We start from the raw sequence: 17331 nt of genomic DNA, 5'->3' as shown, positions 1-17331 counted from the left end.
GAGCAGACCATGCATTGTGGAGAGTTGTTGTCGCTGGGGCGACAACAACTCTCCACAATCCGCGCCGCGCCGTGTGGCGGGGGCGGGGTGGTCGGCGTGGGTGCGGGAGGTGGGGGACGGGTCAGCGGTCGAGGGCGTCGACGGCCTTGCGGGCGGCGATCAGCACCGGGTCCCAGACCGGCGCGTACGGCGGGGCGTAACCGAGGTCGAGGGCGGTCATCTCGTCCACCGTCATCTCGTTCCACAGCGCCACGGCCAGCGCGTCGATCCGCTTCGCCGCCTCGGAACGGCCGACGATCTGCGCGCCGAGCAGCCGACCGGTGGGCCGTTCGGCGATCAGCTTGACCGTCATCGACTGCGCCCCCGGGTAGTAGCCGGCCCGGTTCGTCGACTCGGCGATCACCGAGACGAACTCGAACCCGGCCGCCGTGGCGTCCCGCTCCCGCAGCCCGGTACGCCCCACCTCCAGGTCGCACACCTTCGTCACGGCGGTGCCGATCACCCCGGGGAAGGTGGCGTACCCGCCACCGATGTTGATCCCGGCGACCCGGCCCTGCTTGTTGGCGTGGGTGCCGAGCGGGATGTGCACCGACGTGCCGGTGACCCGGTGCAGGGTCTCCACGCAGTCGCCGGCCGCCCAGACGCCGGGCACCCCGGACACCCGCATCCGGCGGTCGACGCGGACCCCGCCGGTCTGGCCGAGCGGGAGACCGGCGGCGGCGGCGAGCGCGGTGTTGGGGCGTACGCCCAGGCCGAGGACCACGACGTCGGCCGGCACCGGGCCGGCGGAGGTGACCACCGCGGACACCCGGCCGTCGCGCTGCTCGACCCCGCTGACCGTGACACCGGTACGGATCTCGACGCCCAGCCCGCGCATCGCCTCGGCGACCAGGCCGGCCATGTCCTCGTCGACGGTGGCCATCGGCTGCTCGGCCCGCTCGACCAGGGTGACGGCGAGCCCGCGTTGGATCAGCGCCTCGGCCATCTCCACCCCGATGTAGCCCCCGCCGACCACCACCGCCCGGGTCGGCGTCGGGTCGGCGTCCAGCCAGGCCCGCAGCGCCGCCGCGTCGTCCAGGGTCTGGATGCCGAAGATGCCGTCGACGTCGCCGTCGGCCCAGTCGGGCTGGTTGGGCACCGAACCGGTGGCGTACACCAGGGTGTCGAAGCGTTCGCGGACCTCGCCGCCGTCGTCGAGCCGGCGGGCGGTGACCTCGCGGCGGTCGAGGTCGATGCCGGTGACCTCGGTGCGCAGCCGTACGTCGATGGCGAAGTCGTCCCGGAAGGTGGCCGGGTCGCGGGCGATCAACGCGTCCCGCTCCTGCACCAGACCGCTGATCCAGTACGGGATGCCGCACGCCGAGTACGACGTGAAGTGCCCCCGCTCGAACGCCACGATCTCCAGGTCGTCGACGCCCCGGCGGCGACGGGCCTGGGACGCCGCCGCCATGCCGGCGGCGTCCCCACCGACCACGACCAGCCGCTCCGTCACGACGCCCAGTCTTCCACGCGCCGGCCGCCCCCGGGCCGGTCAGCCACGGGTCTGCCGGGCGACCTCGGCGACCACGTCCTCCAGCCGGCCCGAGCGGGCGAACACGGCCCGCTGCCGGGCCGCCCCGGTGCCGTGCCGGCGCAGCGTGGCCAGCAGTTCGGTCACCTCGGCCAGGTCGCCGTGCGCCTCAAGCGCCGGGCGGACCTGCTCGACCAGCCGGTCGACCAGTTCCCAGGCCGGGCGCAGCTCACCGTTGGTCAGGTCGACGCCGTCGCCCTCCAACCCGTCGTGGGCGGCCCGCCAGTGCGCGGCCACCAGCAGGTGGTGGTCGGTGTTCACCGGCGGGCGGCCCGCCGCCACGTCGTCCATGGCGGTGGCGACCAGCGCCCGCACCAGACCCGCCACCAGCACCGCGTCGTCCACCGACGGGCAGACGTCACCGATGCGGACCTCCACCGTCGGGTACTTCGCCGACAGCCTGGCGTACCAGTAGAGCATCCCCTCGTCGAGCATCACCCCGCTGGCGATCAACTGCCTGATCAGCCGTTCGTAGTGCTCGTAGGACTCCAGGTAGGGGGTGGGCGCCACCGACGGCCAGCGTTCCCACTCGACGGAACGCCAGCTCGCGTACCCGGTGTCGACCCCCTCGGAGAAGGGCGAGTTGGTGGTCATCGCGTGCAGCACCGGCAGCCACGGCCGGATGTGGTTGAGCACCTGCACCCCGGTGTCCGGGTCCGGTACGCCCACGTGCACGTGCATGCCGTTGTTGCCGGGGCCGGGCACCAGCAGCCGGAACCGTTCGATCATCCGGTCGAAGCGCGGCTTGTCCACCACCGGCGGCACCGGTCCCGCCACCGGTCCGGTGCCGATGGCCAGCACCCGGACGCCGGCCCGCTCGGCGGCGTCGGCCAGCGCGCCGCGCAGCACGCCCAGCGAGTGCCGGATCGAGCCCAGCTCCAACCCCGGCGGGCTGCCGATCTCGATCTGGCTGGTCTGGAACTCCCGCTCCACCTGCCCGCGCAGCTCCGCCGGCACCTGCGCCATGACCAGGTCGACGGCGGGCACCGCGGCACCGGTGTGCGGATCGACCAGGAGGAACTCCTCCTCCACGCCCACCGTGAGCCGGTCGGCCCCGGTCCGCTCCGGGGCCACCGCCCCGGCCGCCACCCCACTGGTCATCGCCATCACCGTCCGTCCCGTCCCGCCGCGGCGGGACCGCCGCGGTGCTGCCCGCCCATTACCCGCGGTGTCCGGCGGAGAAAACGCGACACGGCGCGTCGTCGCGCCTGATGCTTACCATGACCCGGTCCCGCCGACCGGTGCCGTGCCGCACCCCCCGCCCCGACCTGGGGCGGGCCGGGGCGGGGACGTGAGGGAGGCCAGGTGACCCCGACGACGGTGCCCCAGTCGGCGCCCCCGACCCCGGCGCGGCGGCCCGGCCACCCGCCCCGGCCGGCGGGGCGGGACTGGCGGCGGCAGGTGCCCCGGACGTTCGCGGCGCTGCTGTGGTTCATCGCGGCGATCTGCGCGCTGGCGGCGGTCAGCAGCGCGGCCAACGCCGAGTTCCAGCCGATCCGGACCACCATCGACACGCTGCTGGTGCCGGCCCCGGCCAACCTGGCGTACGCGGTGTTCCTCGGCACCCTCGCCGCGGCGGTGCTGCGTCACAAGCGGCTGGCGTACTGGGTGCTTGTCGTCTACTTCATCCTCAGCCTGGTCGTCGGCGTGCTGACCGGCCTGCTGCTGGTGACCGTCGGCGCGGACCAGCTCACCGACGACGCCGGCCGACGGCTGTTCACCCTGGTCGAGACCGTCGGCGTCTGGGTGGGCACCGGCTTCGCCGCCGCCGCGCTCGCCCTGCTGCGAGCCGCCCGGCGGGAGTTCTACGCCCGGGTCCGCAGCGGCAGCACCCGGCGTGCCCTCGGGGTGTTCCTCGGCCTCGCCGCGGCGGCCGTCGGGCTGGGCTACCTGCTGCTCACCGCCGTGCCCGGCAGCCTGCACAGCTGGCTGGACCGCATCGGGTACGCCATCGAGAAGGTCTTCGGCGGCGCGATCACCCTGGACGTCACCAGGCAGGGCCAGGCCCCCGGCTGGGTCAACCTGCTGCTCGGCGGGATGGGCGCGGTCGCCTTCCTGGCCGGCCTGTTCACCCTGCTGCGCTCCCAGCGCGCCGCCGCCGTGCTGCACCCCGACGAGGAGCAGCGGATCCGGGAACTGCTGGCCCGCTACGGCGACCGGGACTCGCTCGGCTACTTCGCCACCCGGCGGGACAAGGCGGCGATCTTCTCGGCCAGCGGGAAGGCCGCGCTCACCTACCGGGTGGTCAACGGGGTCAGCCTGGCCAGCGGCGACCCGGTCGGCGACCCGGAGGCGTGGGGCCCGGCGATCACCGCCTGGCTGGACCAGGCCCGGGAGTACGCCTGGACCCCGGCGGTGATGGGGGCCAGCGAGGCCGGCGCGCGGGCCTACCACCGGCACGGGCTGAAGGTGCTGCAACTGGGTGACGAGGCGATCCTGCTGGCCCGGGAGTTCGACCTGGGCGGGCGGGACATGCGCCCGGTCCGGCAGGCGGTGCACCGGGTCGAGCGGGCCGGCTACACCGCCGCCGTACGCCGGCACGCCGACATCCCACCGGCCGAGTTGGCCGACCTCGCCGCCCTGGCCACCCGCTGGCGGGACACCGAGCACGAGCGTGGCTTCTCGATGGCGCTGGGCCGCCTCGGCGACCCGGCCGACGGTGACTGCGTGCTGGTCGAGGCCCGCGACGGCGACGGCCGGGTACGGGCGCTGCTGTCGTTGAGCCCGTGGGGCGGCAGCGGGCTGTCGCTGGACCTGATGCGTCGGGACCGCACCGCCGAGAACGGGGTCACCGAGTTCATGGTGGCCGCGCTGCTCGGTGCCGCCCTGCGGCTGGGCGTCGAGCGGGTGTCGCTGAACTTCGCCGTGTTCCGGTCGGTGTTCGAGCAGGGGGCCCGGATCGGCGCCGGCCCGGTGATCCGGCTGTGGCGGCGTACGCTGCTGTTCTTCTCCCGCTGGTGGCAGTTGGAGTCGCTGTACCTGTCCAACGCCAAGTACCAGCCGCACTGGACACCCCGGTACCTGTGCTTCGGCGAGCGGCGGGAACTGGCCCGGGTCGGGTTGGCCGCCGCCGTCGCGGAGGGCTTCGTCGCGTTGCCCGGCGGCCGGCCGTCCCCGCTGTACGGCGCGCCGCCGGCCGGTGGCGCGGTGGGGTTCGTGCCGCCGGACGCGGCCACCGTGCACGCGGTCAGCCCCGAGCCGGCGCACGGGCAGCAGCCCGAGCAGGTGCGGGTCCGGCGGGCGAAGCTGGACCGGCTGCGGGCACAGGGCGTCGATCCGTACCCGGTGGGGTGGCCGCGTACCGACGAGTGCGCGGCGGTGCGGGCCCGGCACGCCGGGCTGGCCCCGGACACCGGCACCGGGGAGACCGTCTCGGTGGCCGGGCGGGTGCTGCTGGTCCGCGACCACGGCCGGGTCTGCTTCGTCACCGTCCGTGACGGCAGTGGCGATCTGCAACTGGTGCTGGAGAAGGAGCTGGACCGGTGGCGGGCCACCGTCGACATCGGCGACCACGTCGGCGCGACGGGCGAGGTGTACGCCACCCGGCGCGGCGAGGTGTCGGTCCGGGTGGCCGACTGGCGGCTCACCGCCAAGTGCCTGCGTCCACTGCCGGACAAGCACCACGGCCTGGCCGACCCGGAGGCGCGGGTCCGCCGCCGTTACCTGGACCTGGCGACCAGCACCGAGGCGCGGGAGCTGCTGCGGGCCCGCAGCGCCACCCTGACCAGCCTGCGGCGGACCCTGGTGGAGCGGGACTTCCTGGAGGTGGAGACGCCGATCCTGCAACGCGTGCACGGGGGTGCCAACGCCCGCCCGTTCGTCACCCACAGCAACGCCTACGACCTGCGGTTGACCCTGCGGATCGCCCCCGAGCTGTATCTCAAGCGGCTCGCCGTGGGCGGCGTCGAGCGGGTGTACGAGCTGGGCCGGGTGTTCCGCAACGAGGGCGTCGACTTCAGCCACAACCCGGAGTTCACCGTGCTGGAGGCGTACCAGGCGTACGCCGACTACCACGACATGCGGGAGTTGGCCCGGGAGTTGATCGTCGCGGCGGCGGTGGCGGTGCACGGGGCACCACTGGCCCGCCGACCGGGCACCGGTGAGCTGGTGGACATCGGCGGTCCGTGGCCGGTGCGCACGGTGCACGAGGCGGTCTCCGCCGCGCTCGGCGAGGAGGTGACCGTCGACACCGACGCCGCCGCCCTGCGCCGCCTCGCCGACGCGGCCAAGGTGCCGTACGACCCGGGGTGGCAGCGCGCCGAGCTGCTGCTGGAGCTGTACGAGCGGCTGGTCGAGGCGCGCACCGACGTGCCCACGTTCTACCTGGACTTCCCCACCGACGTCTCCCCGTTGACCCGGCAGCACCGGTCCGATCCCCGGTTGGCCGAGCGGTGGGACCTGGTGGCGTTCGGGATGGAGCTGGGCACCGCGTACTCGGAGCTGGTCGACCCCACCGAGCAGCGGCGACGGTTGACCGCCCAGTCACTGAAGGCGGCCGGCGGTGACCCGGAGGCGATGGAGCTGGACGAGGACTTCCTCACCGCGCTGGAGTACGCGATGCCGCCGACCGGTGGCCTGGGGCTGGGGGTCGACCGGTTGGTGATGCTGCTGACCGGCCGGTCCATCCGGGAGACCCTGCCGTTCCCGATGGTCCGCGAGTCGTCGTGAACCGTCCGCACCGTGACCCGGAGCCGGCGGCCCGCCGTGGGGGTGACGGGCACCGGGCCGCCCGGACCGGGGCGGCGGTGGCGCTGGCGCTGGCGGCGGTCTGTTACGCCTCCTGGCTGCTCGCCCCGGTGCTCAACCCGGGGCTGCGGCCGGTGGCGAGCTACCTGAGTGAGCTGGCCGCCCGGGACCAGCCGTACCACCTGGTCTTCCAGCTCGGCGACGTGACGACCGGGCTGTGCGCGACGGCGGCCGGGCTGCTGCTGGCCCGGGTGGCCCGGGAGGTGCCCCGGCCGGCCTGGTGGGGGCTGCTGGTGTTCGGCGTGGCCACCGCCGTCGACGGCGGGTACACCTCGATGGACTGCGCCCCCTCGATCGATGCCCGCTGTGCCCGGCTGGAGGAGCTGGGCGAGCTGTCCTGGCGGCACCAGGCACACACGGTCACCTCGTCGCTGGCGGTGGCCGGTGCGCTGCTCAGCGTGGTGGCGGTCCTCGCCGTGCTGCGCGGCCCGGCCCGCCGCCGGGCGGGGCTCGCGGTGGCGGTGGTGCTGGCGCTCGGCACGGTCGGCACGCTGGTCGCCACCCTGCACCCCGCGTGGGGGCTGGGCCTGTGGCAGCGGGTCCAGCTCACCGGCCTGTCCGGCTGGCTGCTGCTCACCGCCGCCGTCGCCCGGTGGGGCCCCGGCCCGGAGCGCCCCCGGTGACGGGCCCGACCACCGACGGTCCGGCGGCGCGGGCCGGCGGGCCGGGGGTGCTGCTCTGCCCGGGGATGGGGGAGGGGGCGGCGACCTGGGACCGGCTGGTGCCGCCGCTGACCGCCGCCGGGTACCTGGTGCGCCGGCTGGACCGGCCGGACGACACCCGGGTGCCGACCCTCACCGCCGAACTGGCCCGCATCGAGACGGCGGTGACCGGGCTGGACCGGCCGGTGCTGGTGGCGCACTCGGCGGCGGCGCTGCCCGCCGAGGCGTACGCCCGGCGGCATCCGGGGCGGCTCGCCGGGCTGGTGCTGGTGGACCCGAGCGTCGTGGACCCGGCCGGGGCGGCCCGGTGGCGGTGGTGGTCGGCGTGGACGGCCGGCACGGTGGCGGCCGGGGCGCCGGTGCTGGCCGGGGCGCTCGACCGGTCCGGTCTGGCCCGCCGCTACGGCCCGGGGGCGTGGCGTCGGGCGGCCCGCCGGATGAGCGTCCGCCCGCCCGACCCGGCGGCTGCGGCGGCGTACGGCCGCCCGGCGGTGCTGGTCGGGGCGCTGGTGCAGTGGCTGGCGCACCCGGCGGTGGCGGCGGAACTGGTGGCGTTGCGGGCGGCGACGGCGGCACCGACGCTGCCGGTGCGGGTGTTGACCGCGCTCGGCGACGTGCCCACCCCGGCCGGTCGGGCGGCGTGGCGGGCCGGACACGCCGCGCTGGCGGCGAGCTTCCCCGCCGGCCGGCAGGAGGTGTTCCGGGACGCCCGGCACCTGCTGCACGTGGACCTGCCGGAGGCGGTGGTCGAGGCCGTAGCGGCCCTCCGACGTGACAGCGGGTCCTAGGCTGGCGGGCGTGTCGGGGCTGCGGGTGGTGACGGGTCTGTGGGCGTACGCGCTCATCGGGCTGACCCTGCTCGCGGACCGGCCGGGTGACCTGCTGGCCGGTGCGGCGGTGGCGGCCGCGCTGCTGCTCGTCGTCCTGCTGGCGGCCCGTCCCCGGGCGGCGTCCGGCCCCGGCAGCGGGCGGCGGCGGGCGGTCGGGTTGCGTGACCGGGCCCGGCGTCGACGCGTGCCCCGGCAGGTCGATCCGGACGCGGCGGGCCGGCCCCGCCCCCGGGCACCCGGGGGTCCCCTCCCGGTCGGCTGGTCCCCGGCCGCGGGCTGATCCCGCGCGCCGTCGACCCCGACCGGTTCCGTCGTCATCCGTCCCACGGTGGACCGCCGACCGCCCTGACGGGCGGCCGGTCGCCGTCCCGTGCGGACCTCCGGAATCGGACCGAGGGGTTCCCCCATGCTCGCCTTCTCACCTGTGCACGACGCGGCCACCGCCGCGGGTTCCGTCGTCGGCTGGCTCGCCGGGCTGCTGACGCCGCTGGCCGGCGGGGTCGCCACCGCCGCCGCGATCGTGTTGTTCACCATCGCCGTCAGGCTGTCGATCTCACCGCTCACCGTCGCCCAGGTCCGTGCGGAGCGGCGTCGCGCGGCGCTCGCCCCGCAGTTGCGCCAGCTCCAGCAGCGGTACGCGGACGATCCCGCGACGTTGCAGTCGGAGATGTTGGCGCTCTACCGCCGGGCGGGGGCGTCGCCGGTGGCGGGCTGCCTGCCGGCGCTGCTCCAGGCCCCGTTCTTCCTGGTCATGTACCGCCTGTTCGGCACCGGGGACGGTGCCGGCGGGCTGCTCGACGCGCGGCTGGCCGGGGTGCCGCTGGGCTGGCACCTGGGTGACGGGCTGACCCCGTCGGTGCTGTCGGTGTTCGGGGTGCTGCTGGCGGCCCTGGCCGGTCTGGCCACGGTGCTGTCCCGGCGGGCCCGGCGGACGGCGGCCCCGGCCGACGCACCGGCCGACCAACCGGTGGCGGCGCTGCTGGCCCGGGTGCTGCCGCTGCTGCCGTACGGCACGGTGCTGCTGGCGTTGGTGGTGCCGCTGGCGGCGGTGCTCTACCTGGTCACCACCACCGCGTGGACGGTGGCCGAGCACGTGCTGCTGCGGCGGCCGCGACCGGTGCCGGTCGAAGCCATCGACGAGCGTTGACAAGTGGTGGGGCGGGAGCGTAGAAAACCGCTCAGAGAGCGCTCTCTTGCTCCCGTCCCCCAGAGAGGCATCCCGATGAACGCTGTCCCGGCGGCTCCGGTCGCCCCCACCGCCCCGCGCCGGTCCCGCCGGCTCGCCCTGGCGGTCACGCTCGCCGCCGCCACCGCGCTGACCGGCGTCTCGGTCGCCGCGCAGGCCGCCGTCCCGACGCCGCCGTCGGGGTGGAGCCTGATGTGGAGCGACGACTTCACCGGCGCGGCCGGCACCCTGCCGTCCTCGGCCAACTGGATCGTGGACACCGGCACCAGCTACCCGGGCGGCCCGGCCAACTGGGGCACCGGCGAGATCCAGACGTACACCGGCAGCACCGCCAACCTGGCCCACGACGGGTCCGGCAACCTGCGGATCACCCCGCTGCGCGACTCCGGCGGCCGGTGGACCTCGGCCCGGATCGAGACCGTGCGCACCGACTTCAAGCCCCCGTCGGGCGGGGTGCTGGCGATCGAGGGGCGGATCCAGATGCCCAACGTCACCGGCGCCCAGGCGGCCGGCTACTGGCCGGCGTTCTGGGCGCTCGGCGCCCCCTACCGGGGCAACTACCAGAACTGGCCGGGCATCGGCGAGATCGACGTGATGGAGAACGTCAACGGGCTCAACCAGGTCTGGGGCGCGCTGCACTGCGGGGTCGCCCCCGGTGGCCCGTGCAACGAGTTCAGCGGGCTGGGCGCGACCCGGGTCTGCCCCGGCAGCGCCTGCCAGGCCGCCTTCCACACCTACCGCACCGAGTGGGACACCTCGGTCAGCCCGCAGCAACTGCGCTGGTACGTCGACGGGCAGCTGTTCCACAGCGTCACCCAGACCCAGGTCGGGGCCAGCTACTGGGCGCAGATGACCGGTCACGGCGGTTACTTCCTGCTGCTCAACGTGGCGATGGGCGGCTCCTTCCCGGACGGGGTGGCCGGTGCCGTCACGCCGACCGGGTCCACCGTCTCCGGTCGGCCGATGGTGGTCGACTACGTCGCGGTCTACCGCCGGGGCGGTGGCTCCACCCCGACGCCGACCCCCACCACGCCGGGCCCGACCACGCCGCCGCCGTCGGGCACCGTGGACGCCTACTCGACGATCCAGGCCGAGGCGTTCTCGGCGCAGAACGGGGTGGCCGTCGAGACCTGCGCCGAGGGCGGGCAGAACATCGCCGCCCTGCGCAACGGTGACTGGGCCCGCTACGACAACGTGGACTTCGGCGGCAGTGGCCCGCGCGACTTCCTGGCCCGGGTGGCCTCCGGCGCGGCGGGCGGGGTGAGCGGTCTGGTCGAGGTGCGGGTGGACAGCCCGACCGCCACCCCGATCGGCAGCTTCGCCGTCGCCAACACCGGCGGCTGGCAGAGTTGGCGGTCGGTGCCGGGCAACGTGTCGGCGGTGACCGGGCGGCACACCGTCTACCTCACCTTCAGCAGCGGTCAGCCGTCCGACTTCGTCAACGTCAACTGGTTCACCTTCCGCCGCTGACCGGGCCGCGAGGGGGGTCCGCGCCACGCCGGCGCGGACCCCCCTCGTCGGTGGGCTCTGGACATTAACAGTTAAGAGTCTTAATAATAGGCGCGGACGTGGACGGCCATGGATGTCGTCCCGGCGGTCCCACCCCCGGACCGCGTCCACCGGCCCGCGCACCGGGCCGGTCGCACCCCTGACGCCCCCCCGCCCCGGTCCACTGGAGGCCACCCGTGAGACTCCGCACCCCCCGCGCGGCCACCCTCGCCGTCGCACTCGCCGCCGCCCTGGTCACCGGCACGCTCGTGGCCCCACCGGCCGCGTCCGCCGCCACCGCCGCCTTCGTCCGCACCGCCAGCTGGGGCAGCGGGTACGAGGCCAAGTTCACCGTCACCAACGACACCTCGACCGCGATCAGCTCGTGGACCGTCGTGTTCGACCTGCCCTCGGGCAGCACCGTCGGCTCGTTCTGGGACGCCCGGCTGAGCAGCTCCGGCCAGCGCGTCACCGCCCTCAACCAGAGCTGGAACGGCAGCCTCGCCCCGGGCGCCAGCACCACCTTCGGCTTCGTCGTCGCCGGCACCGGCGACCCGACGAACTGCACGGTCAACGGCGGGTCCTGCACCGGCGGCGGCCCCGGCAACCCGACCGGCCCGGCCACCCCGGGCGGGCTGCGGGTCACCGGCACCACCGCGTCGTCGGCCACGCTGGCCTGGAACGCCGTCTCCGGCACGGTCACCGGCTACCGGATCTACGAGGGCGGCACGGTGAAGGCCACCGTCACCGGGACCTCGACCACCGTCTCCGGGCTGGCCGCCTGCTCCACCCACAGCTGGACCGTCACGGCGTACAACTCCGCAGGGGAGTCGGCGAAGTCGGCAGCGGTGTCGGCCACCACCACCGGCTGCACCGGCGGCAACGGCACGATGGCCGCCGCCCCCTACCTCTACCCGGGCTGGGGTGACCCGCCCGCGCCGGCGACGGTGATGGGGGCGACCGGGGTGAAGTGGTTCACCATCGCGTTCGTGCTCTCCGGCGGCGGCTGCACCCCGGCCTGGGACGGCTCCGGGCCGCTCACCGGGGGCGCGCACGCCAACACCATCGCCGCGATCCGGGCGGCCGGCGGCGACGTCATCCCGTCGTTCGGCGGCTGGAGCGGCAACAAGCTCGGCCCGAACTGCGCGTCGGCCAGCGCCCTCGCCGGGGCGTACCAGCAGGTGATCAACGCGTACGGGTTGAAGGCGATCGACATCGACATCGAGAACAGCGACGAGTTCGAGAACGAGGTGGTGCAGGACCGCATCCTCGGCGCGCTGAAGATCGTCAAGCAGAACAACCCGGGGATCAGGACGATCGTCACCTTCGGCACCTCGACCACCGGGCCGTCGTACTACGGCACCCGGCTGATCAACCAGGCCGCCGCGCTCGGCGCGAACATCGACACGTTCACCATCATGCCGTTCGACTTCGGCGGCGGGGCGAACATGTACCAGAACACCGTCAACGCCGCCGAGGGGCTGAAGAGCACCCTGAAGTCGGCGTTCGGCTGGTCCGACGCCACCGCGTACGCGCACATGGGCATCAGCGGCATGAACGGCCTGTCCGACCAGCGGGAGCTGACCTCACCGGCCACCTGGACGCAGATCCGGGACTGGGCCAAGGCCCGGGGGCTGTCCCGGTTCACCTTCTGGTCGGTCAACCGGGACCGCGCCTGCCCGGACGGGGGAGTGGTCGCCAACTGCTCCGGTATCGCCCAGAACCTCTGGGAGTTCACCTCGATCACCGCGAGGTTCTGAACACCACCGTCAGGTGGGGCCGGCCGGTCAGCCGGTCCGGCTCCACCTGGCGGTCCACCGGCCTCGCGGCCCCTCGGGCGGCGTGACCGGGGCCGGCCGGGCGGTGCGGTGGCCCGGTCAGCGGTCGGCGGTCAGCGGTCGGCGGTCACCGACCGGCGGTCGTCCCGGTCGTCCCGGTCGCGGCGGGAGTGGATCTTCTTGCCCGCCCAGCTCACGATCATGACGGCGAAGACCGCGAAGATGGCGTAGTTGAACCAGTCGCTGTACTTCTCCACGTCCTGCCAGCGCGAGCCCAGCGTGTAGCCGAGGCCGACGACCAGCGCGTTCCACACCCCGCTGCCCAGCGTGGTGAGCAGCACGAACTCGCCCATCGGCATCCGGTTCGCGCCGGCCGGGACGGAGACCAGGCTGCGCACCACCGGCACCAGCCGGCCGATCAGCACCGCCCACCGGCCGTGCCGCTCGAACCAGCGGTCGGCCTTTTCCAGATCGTCCCGGTCGACCAGCGGGATGCGGTCCAGCCAGTGCTTGAGCCGTTCCTCGCCGATCGCCGCGCCGAGCCAGTAGAGCACCAGCGCGCCGACCAGCGAACCGACAGTCGCGGCGACGATGATCAGCACCAGGTTGAACCGGCCCTCGGCGGCGAGGTAGCCGGCCATCGCCAGCACGATCTCACTCGGGATCGGCGGGATGATGCTCTCCAGCGCCACCAGGAAGGCGACGCCGACCGCGCCGAGGGAGTCGATGACGCCCGCCACCCATCCGGTCAGCCCGGTGAACTGGTTCGGGTCGACGTTCTCGGCGAGAGCCATGGGCGTCCTTCCAGCGGGCCGGCGGGATCGGACAGTGGTACCCAGCCGGCCACCACTTACACCCTGCCGTGAGTGAGCCCACCCCGTCCGGGCCCGGCCGCGCGCTGCGACCTGCGCCGTCGTGCCGACCGGGCGGCCCCGCCGGCTGAGCCGCTGATCAGTCCGAGGAGTGCAGTCCCCGGTCCGCCGGCCCCTGCCGCCAGCCGGTGAACCGGACGGTCAGCCCGCCCCGGGTGGGCGCACAGCAGAACGGCCCGGCCAGCGCCACCGCGTCCGGGTCGAGCGGGGCGAGCCGCACCAGCCGCCACGGCCCGTCGGCGACCCGCGCCCGGACCGTCAGCGCGTCGCCGTCGCGGCTGGCCCGTACGGTCACCTCCCGGCCCTGCCAGTCCGGCACCGGGGCCACCGACCAGTCGGAGAACTCCCGGGTCACCACCGCGCCGACCTGCGGCAGTCCGTCGCTGACCTCCACCCCGGCCTTGATCCAGTTCCGCTCGTCCACCCGGACCAGCACCCCGGCCTGGTCGAACTGGGCGGTGTAGTCGAGCAGGAAGTCCACCTCGACCGCGCCGCCGGTCGGCAGCGGGGCGAGCAGCGCCGGCCCGTCGTCGTGGACGAAACCGTAGCTGGTGTGCCGCCACAGGTCGCTGTTGGCGGCCGGCTCCACCAGCAGCGCGCCGTCACCGGCCCGGTCCACCCGTACCGGTGGGTGCAGCCACCGGCCCTCGTCCCAGTCGAGCGTGCGGGAGCCGTCCGTCGGATGCGCAGCCATGCCCGGACCGTACCCCGCACCGGCCCGTCCCGGGTCGGTGCGGCGGTCGCCGGCGGACGGTGGAACGGGACTCGCGTTTGCGGCGTCGGCGCACCGGAGACATTAGGCCGGCATGGGTGACAGGTGGTATTCCGAGGCCGTCGTCTACTGCCTCGACGTCGACACGTACGCGGACTCCGACGGCGACGGGGTCGGTGACTTCCGGGGCCTGATCGGCCGGCTCGACTACCTGGCGCGGCTGGGGGTGACCTGCCTCTGGCTCAACCCGATCCATCCCTCGCCCAACCAGGACGACGGATACGACGCGACCGACTTCTACAACGTCGACCCGCGCCTGGGGACCCTCGGTGACTTCGCCGAGCTGCTGCACCAGGCACAGAACCGGGGCATCCGGGTCATCATCGACCTGGTGGTCAACCACACCTCCGACCAGCACCCGTGGTTCCAGTCCGCCCGGTCCTCGCCCGACTCGCCGTACCGTGACTGGTACGTCTGGGCCGACCACGAGCCGGCGGACCGGCACCAGGGCATGGTGTTCCCGGGCGAGCAGCACGAGACGTGGAGCTACGACCGGACCGCCAAGGCGTGGTACTACCACCGCTTCTACAAGTTCCAGCCGGATCTCAACATCGAGAACCCGAAGGTCCGCGAGGAGATCAAGAAGATCACCTCGTTCTGGCTCCAGCTCGGCGTCTCCGGGTTCCGGATGGACGCCGTGCCGTTCATCATCGAGCGGACCGAGCCGGGCAACCCGGACGCGCCCAAGGACTTCGACTTCCTCACCGACCTGCGCCAGCACGTGCAGTGGCGACGCGGCGACGCGGTGCTGCTGGCCGAGGCGAACGTCGAACCCGACCAGCTCCCGGTCTATTTCGGCGACGGCAGCGGCTCGGGCAACCGCATCCACATGCTCTTCGACTTCATGCTCAACGGCCGGCTGATGCTCGCCCTCGCCCGGGAGGACCCGGAGGCGATCATCGACGCGCTGCGCGACACCCCGAAGCTGCCCACCGGCGGCCAGTGGGCGACCTTCCTGCGCAACCACGACGAGATCGACCTGTCCCGGCTCACCGCCGACCAGCGCAACGACGTGCTGGCGAAGTTCGGCCCGGACGAGAACATGCAGCTCTACGGCCGGGGCATCCGGCGACGGCTCGCCCCGATGCTCGGCAACGACCGCCGGCACATCGAGCTGGCGTACGCGCTGCAGTTCTCGTTGCGCGGCACGCCGGTGCTGCGCTACGGCGAGGAGATCGGGATGGGGGAGAACCTCGCGCTGGACGGGCGGGACGCGATCCGTACCCCGATGCAGTGGTCGTACAAGGAGAACGGCGGTTTCTCCACGGCGGACCCGGAGAAGCTGATCCGCCCGGTGATCGACAAGGGTGACTTCGGCTACCAGAAGGTCAACGTCACCGCCCAACGGGGCGACTCGACGTCGCTGCTGGCCTGGTTCGAGCGGATGATCCGGACCCTGCGAGAGGCCCCGGAGATCGGCTCCGGTTCGACCACGCACATCGACGTGCCGATGCCGGCCGGGGTGCTCGCACACCGCGCCGACGGCCCGACCGGCACCATGGTCTTCCTGCACAACCTCGGCACCGAGGACGTGGAGGTGGACCTGAGCACCCTGGCCGCCGAGGCGGACCTGCCGATAGACGTCCTGACCGACCGGGGTTACGGCGACGTGGGCAAGCTGGACAGCCTGAAGCTGGGCGGGCACGGCTACCGCTGGATCCGGCTCTGCCGTTCCACCACCTACTGACCGGCAGCTCCGCCCACCGACCGGCACGTCCGTCGACGTCCCTGCCCGGCAGGGACGTCGACGGACGTCGGGGCGGGTAGGCTCCTCCGATCGAGCCAGAAGTTACCGGGAGGTAGTCATGTCGGAGGAGTCCCGCGTCGCCATCGTCACCGGAGCCGCGCGCGGTATCGGCGCGGCCACCGCCCGGCGGCTGGCCGCCGACGGGATGGCCGTCGCCGTGGTCGACATCGACGAGGCGGCGACCGGGCCGACCGTGGACGCGATCACCGCCGCCGGTGGCCGGGCCCTCGGCGTCGGCGCGGACGTCGCCGACCGGGAGCAGGTCGAGGCCGCCGTCGACCGGGTCGCCACCGAACTGGGCGGGCCGACCGTGCTGGTCAACAACGCCGGGGTGCTGCGGGACAACCTGCTGTTCAAGATGACCGACGCCGACTGGGACACCGTGCTGGGGGTGCACCTGCGCGGCGCGTTCCTGTTCAGCCAGGCCGCCCAGCGGCACATGGTCGAGCGGAAGTACGGCCGGATCGTCAACCTCTCCAGCACCTCGGCGCTGGGCAACCGGGGCCAGGCCAACTACGCGGCGGCCAAGGCCGGCCTGCAGGGCTTCACCAAGACCCTCGCGATCGAGCTGGGGCCGTTCGGGGTGACGGTCAACGCGGTCGCCCCCGGCTTCATCGTCACCGACATGACCGCCGCCACCGCCGCCCGGATGAAGGTCGACTTCGACGACCTCCAGAAGCACGCCGCCGCCGAGATCCCGGTCCGTCGTCCGGGCCGCCCGGAGGACGTCGCGCACACCATCTCGTTCCTGGTCAGCGAGGGCGCGTCCTTCGTCTCCGGCCAGGTCATCTACGTCGCGGGCGGCCCGAAGGACTGACCGGGGCCGGGGCGCCCGCGTCGGGAGCCGGCGTCAGGCGTCGGCGGCGGTGCGGGTGCGCCACAGCCAGAGCAGCCCCAGCACGGGCAGCACCAGCGGGATGTAGCCGTACCCGCTGCCGAAGCCGGACCAGACCGTCTCGTCGGGGAACAGTTCGGGGTCGACCAGGCTGAGCACGCCGACCCCGACCACCCCGACCAGCTCCACCGAGCAGCAGGCCAGCGCGACCCGCCGGCCGGCGTGCCCGGCCCGGGCCAGCCCGACCGCCGCCACGATGTAGATCAGCGCGGCCACGGCCGAGAGCAGGTACGCCACCGGCGCCTCGTCGAACTTCGTGGCGATCTGGAGCCCGGCCCGGGAGGTGGCGGCGATGGCGAACAGGAGGTAGACGGCGATCAGCAACCGTCCCGGCCCCGCGTTGGTGGCGCGCCGCGCCGTCCGGGTGTCAGCCACCGACGACCTCCCAGGTCTGTTGCAGCCGGACCACGACCACCGGCAGGACCAGGCAGACCGCGCAGACGATCGCCGACCCCCACCGGGTAGGTTCCATCCGGGCCAGCACCCAGGCCAGCGGGGGCAGGCAGACCAGCGTCACCAGGTAGCCGAAGAACGCGCCCGGCTCGCCCGCCCGCTCACCCCCGACGACGGCGACCAGGGCCAGCACGGTCAGCGCGAGCAGCGCCACCTCCAGCAGGCCCAGCCCGACCGACTGCACCAGGTCCGGCGGCCGGTGCCGGACCGCCGCCACCAGGGCCCACAGCGCGAGTACGAGCGACAGCCCGATCGTCACGGTGGCGAGCACCCCGTCCACCGGCGACCCGGCCGACGCCGCGCCGGTCATCGCCGCCATCCGATCGGTGTCT

Annotated in this window: 14 protein-coding genes and 1 pseudogene; 9 read left to right on the top strand and 6 right to left on the bottom strand. The window is 74.1% G+C overall.

Translation table 11 applies throughout. The features are described from left to right. Positions 1–121: 121 nt before the first annotated feature. A complete protein-coding gene (locus ACN268_RS16260) occupies positions 122–1492 on the bottom strand; it encodes an FAD-dependent oxidoreductase (protein WP_421483910.1) in 1371 nt (456 codons plus the stop codon). 39 nt (positions 1493–1531) lie between these two features. Further along, on the bottom strand, positions 1532–2671 hold the full coding sequence (locus tag ACN268_RS16255; RefSeq protein ID WP_421483909.1) for a carboxylate-amine ligase: 1140 nt from the start codon (positions 2669–2671) through the stop codon (positions 1532–1534). A gap of 204 nt (positions 2672–2875) precedes the next feature. On the opposite strand from ACN268_RS16255, the gene lysX reads away from it, so the two are divergent. From lysX to ACN268_RS16220, 7 genes are all read left to right on the top strand, one after another. Then, a complete protein-coding gene (lysX, locus tag ACN268_RS16250) occupies positions 2876–6238 on the top strand; it encodes a bifunctional lysylphosphatidylglycerol synthetase/lysine--tRNA ligase LysX (protein ID WP_421483908.1) in 3363 nt (1120 codons plus the stop codon). Beyond that, on the top strand, positions 6235–6939 hold the full coding sequence (locus ACN268_RS16245) for a DUF998 domain-containing protein (protein ID WP_421483907.1): 705 nt from the start codon (positions 6235–6237) through the stop codon (positions 6937–6939). Before lysX ends, ACN268_RS16245 begins: the two co-directional genes overlap by 4 nt. After that, positions 6936–7766, top strand: a complete 831-nt coding sequence (locus ACN268_RS16240) for an alpha/beta hydrolase (protein WP_421483906.1) — start codon at positions 6936–6938, stop codon at positions 7764–7766. Before ACN268_RS16245 ends, ACN268_RS16240 begins: the two co-directional genes overlap by 4 nt. A 10-nt stretch (positions 7767–7776) precedes the next feature. Then, positions 7777–8088 (top strand): DUF6412 domain-containing protein, encoded by a 312-nt coding sequence (locus tag ACN268_RS16235; protein WP_421483905.1) that lies wholly within the window; start codon positions 7777–7779, stop codon positions 8086–8088. A gap of 126 nt (positions 8089–8214) precedes the next feature. Beyond that, positions 8215–8955 carry a YidC/Oxa1 family membrane protein insertase gene (locus tag ACN268_RS16230; protein WP_421483904.1) on the top strand — a complete coding sequence of 247 codons (741 nt, stop codon included), beginning with the start codon at positions 8215–8217 and terminating at the stop codon, positions 8953–8955. Between the two features lie 75 nt (positions 8956–9030). Continuing rightward, positions 9031–10464 carry a carbohydrate-binding protein gene (locus ACN268_RS16225; protein ID WP_421483903.1) on the top strand — a complete coding sequence of 478 codons (1434 nt, stop codon included), beginning with the start codon at positions 9031–9033 and terminating at the stop codon, positions 10462–10464. Positions 10465–10679: 215 nt separating this feature from the next. Then, the gene (locus ACN268_RS16220; protein WP_421483902.1) at positions 10680–12242 is read left to right on the top strand and encodes a cellulose binding domain-containing protein; all 1563 of its coding nucleotides are present in this window, start codon (positions 10680–10682) and stop codon (positions 12240–12242) included. A 131-nt stretch (positions 12243–12373) separates the two neighbouring features. On the opposite strand, the gene ACN268_RS16215 is transcribed toward ACN268_RS16220, so the two are convergent. Together ACN268_RS16215 and ACN268_RS16210 are read right to left on the bottom strand one after the other, a co-directional pair. Further along, a complete protein-coding gene (locus ACN268_RS16215; protein ID WP_421483901.1) occupies positions 12374–13054 on the bottom strand; it encodes a DedA family protein in 681 nt (226 codons plus the stop codon). Positions 13055–13211: 157 nt separating this feature from the next. Further along, positions 13212–13826, bottom strand: a complete 615-nt coding sequence (locus ACN268_RS16210) for a DUF1349 domain-containing protein (RefSeq protein ID WP_421483900.1) — start codon at positions 13824–13826, stop codon at positions 13212–13214. A gap of 112 nt (positions 13827–13938) precedes the next feature. On the opposite strand from ACN268_RS16210, the gene ACN268_RS16205 reads away from it, so the two are divergent. Both ACN268_RS16205 and fabG read left to right on the top strand, forming a co-directional pair. Then, positions 13939–15591 carry an alpha-amylase family protein gene (locus ACN268_RS16205; protein ID WP_421483899.1) on the top strand — a complete coding sequence of 551 codons (1653 nt, stop codon included), beginning with the start codon at positions 13939–13941 and terminating at the stop codon, positions 15589–15591. 118 nt (positions 15592–15709) lie between these two features. Further along, complete coding sequence (gene fabG, locus ACN268_RS16200) at positions 15710–16468, top strand: 3-oxoacyl-ACP reductase FabG (protein ID WP_421406097.1); 759 nt, start codon at positions 15710–15712, stop codon at positions 16466–16468. Here the strand turns inward: fabG and ACN268_RS16195 are convergent. Then, positions 16441–16921 (bottom strand): annotated as a pseudogene (locus ACN268_RS16195) (hypothetical protein). The gene fabG and the pseudogene ACN268_RS16195 sit on opposite strands and share 28 nt — an antisense overlap. After that, positions 16914–17318: a hypothetical protein gene (locus tag ACN268_RS16190; RefSeq protein ID WP_204926896.1), complete on the bottom strand. Its 405-nt coding sequence runs from the start codon at positions 17316–17318 to the stop codon at positions 16914–16916. The pseudogene ACN268_RS16195 and the gene ACN268_RS16190 overlap by 8 nt, the downstream one beginning before the upstream one ends. Positions 17319–17331: the final 13 nt, after the last annotated feature.

The organism is Micromonospora sp. WMMD735 (assembly GCF_049178995.1).
Lineage (GTDB): Bacteria > Actinomycetota > Actinomycetes > Mycobacteriales > Micromonosporaceae > Micromonospora > Micromonospora wenchangensis.
Note: the sequence above shows the minus strand (reverse complement) of the source record. Positions and strands in the feature narration are given on the sequence as shown.

What these genes read in the sequence shown, in the direction of transcription:
- ACN268_RS16255 (WP_421483909.1), bottom strand. Translation starts at nt 2,671, where the DNA reads ATGACCAGTGGGGTGGCGGCCGGGGCGGTGGCCCCGGAGCGGACCGGG.
- ACN268_RS16230 (WP_421483904.1), top strand. Translation starts at nt 8,215, where the DNA reads ATGCTCGCCTTCTCACCTGTGCACGACGCGGCCACCGCCGCGGGTTCC.
- ACN268_RS16225 (WP_421483903.1), top strand. Translation starts at nt 9,031, where the DNA reads ATGAACGCTGTCCCGGCGGCTCCGGTCGCCCCCACCGCCCCGCGCCGG.
- ACN268_RS16215 (WP_421483901.1), bottom strand. Translation starts at nt 13,054, where the DNA reads ATGGCTCTCGCCGAGAACGTCGACCCGAACCAGTTCACCGGGCTGACC.
- ACN268_RS16210 (WP_421483900.1), bottom strand. Translation starts at nt 13,826, where the DNA reads ATGGCTGCGCATCCGACGGACGGCTCCCGCACGCTCGACTGGGACGAG.
- ACN268_RS16205 (WP_421483899.1), top strand. Translation starts at nt 13,939, where the DNA reads ATGGGTGACAGGTGGTATTCCGAGGCCGTCGTCTACTGCCTCGACGTC.
- fabG (WP_421406097.1), top strand. Translation starts at nt 15,710, where the DNA reads ATGTCGGAGGAGTCCCGCGTCGCCATCGTCACCGGAGCCGCGCGCGGT.
- ACN268_RS16190 (WP_204926896.1), bottom strand. Translation starts at nt 17,318, where the DNA reads ATGGCGGCGATGACCGGCGCGGCGTCGGCCGGGTCGCCGGTGGACGGG.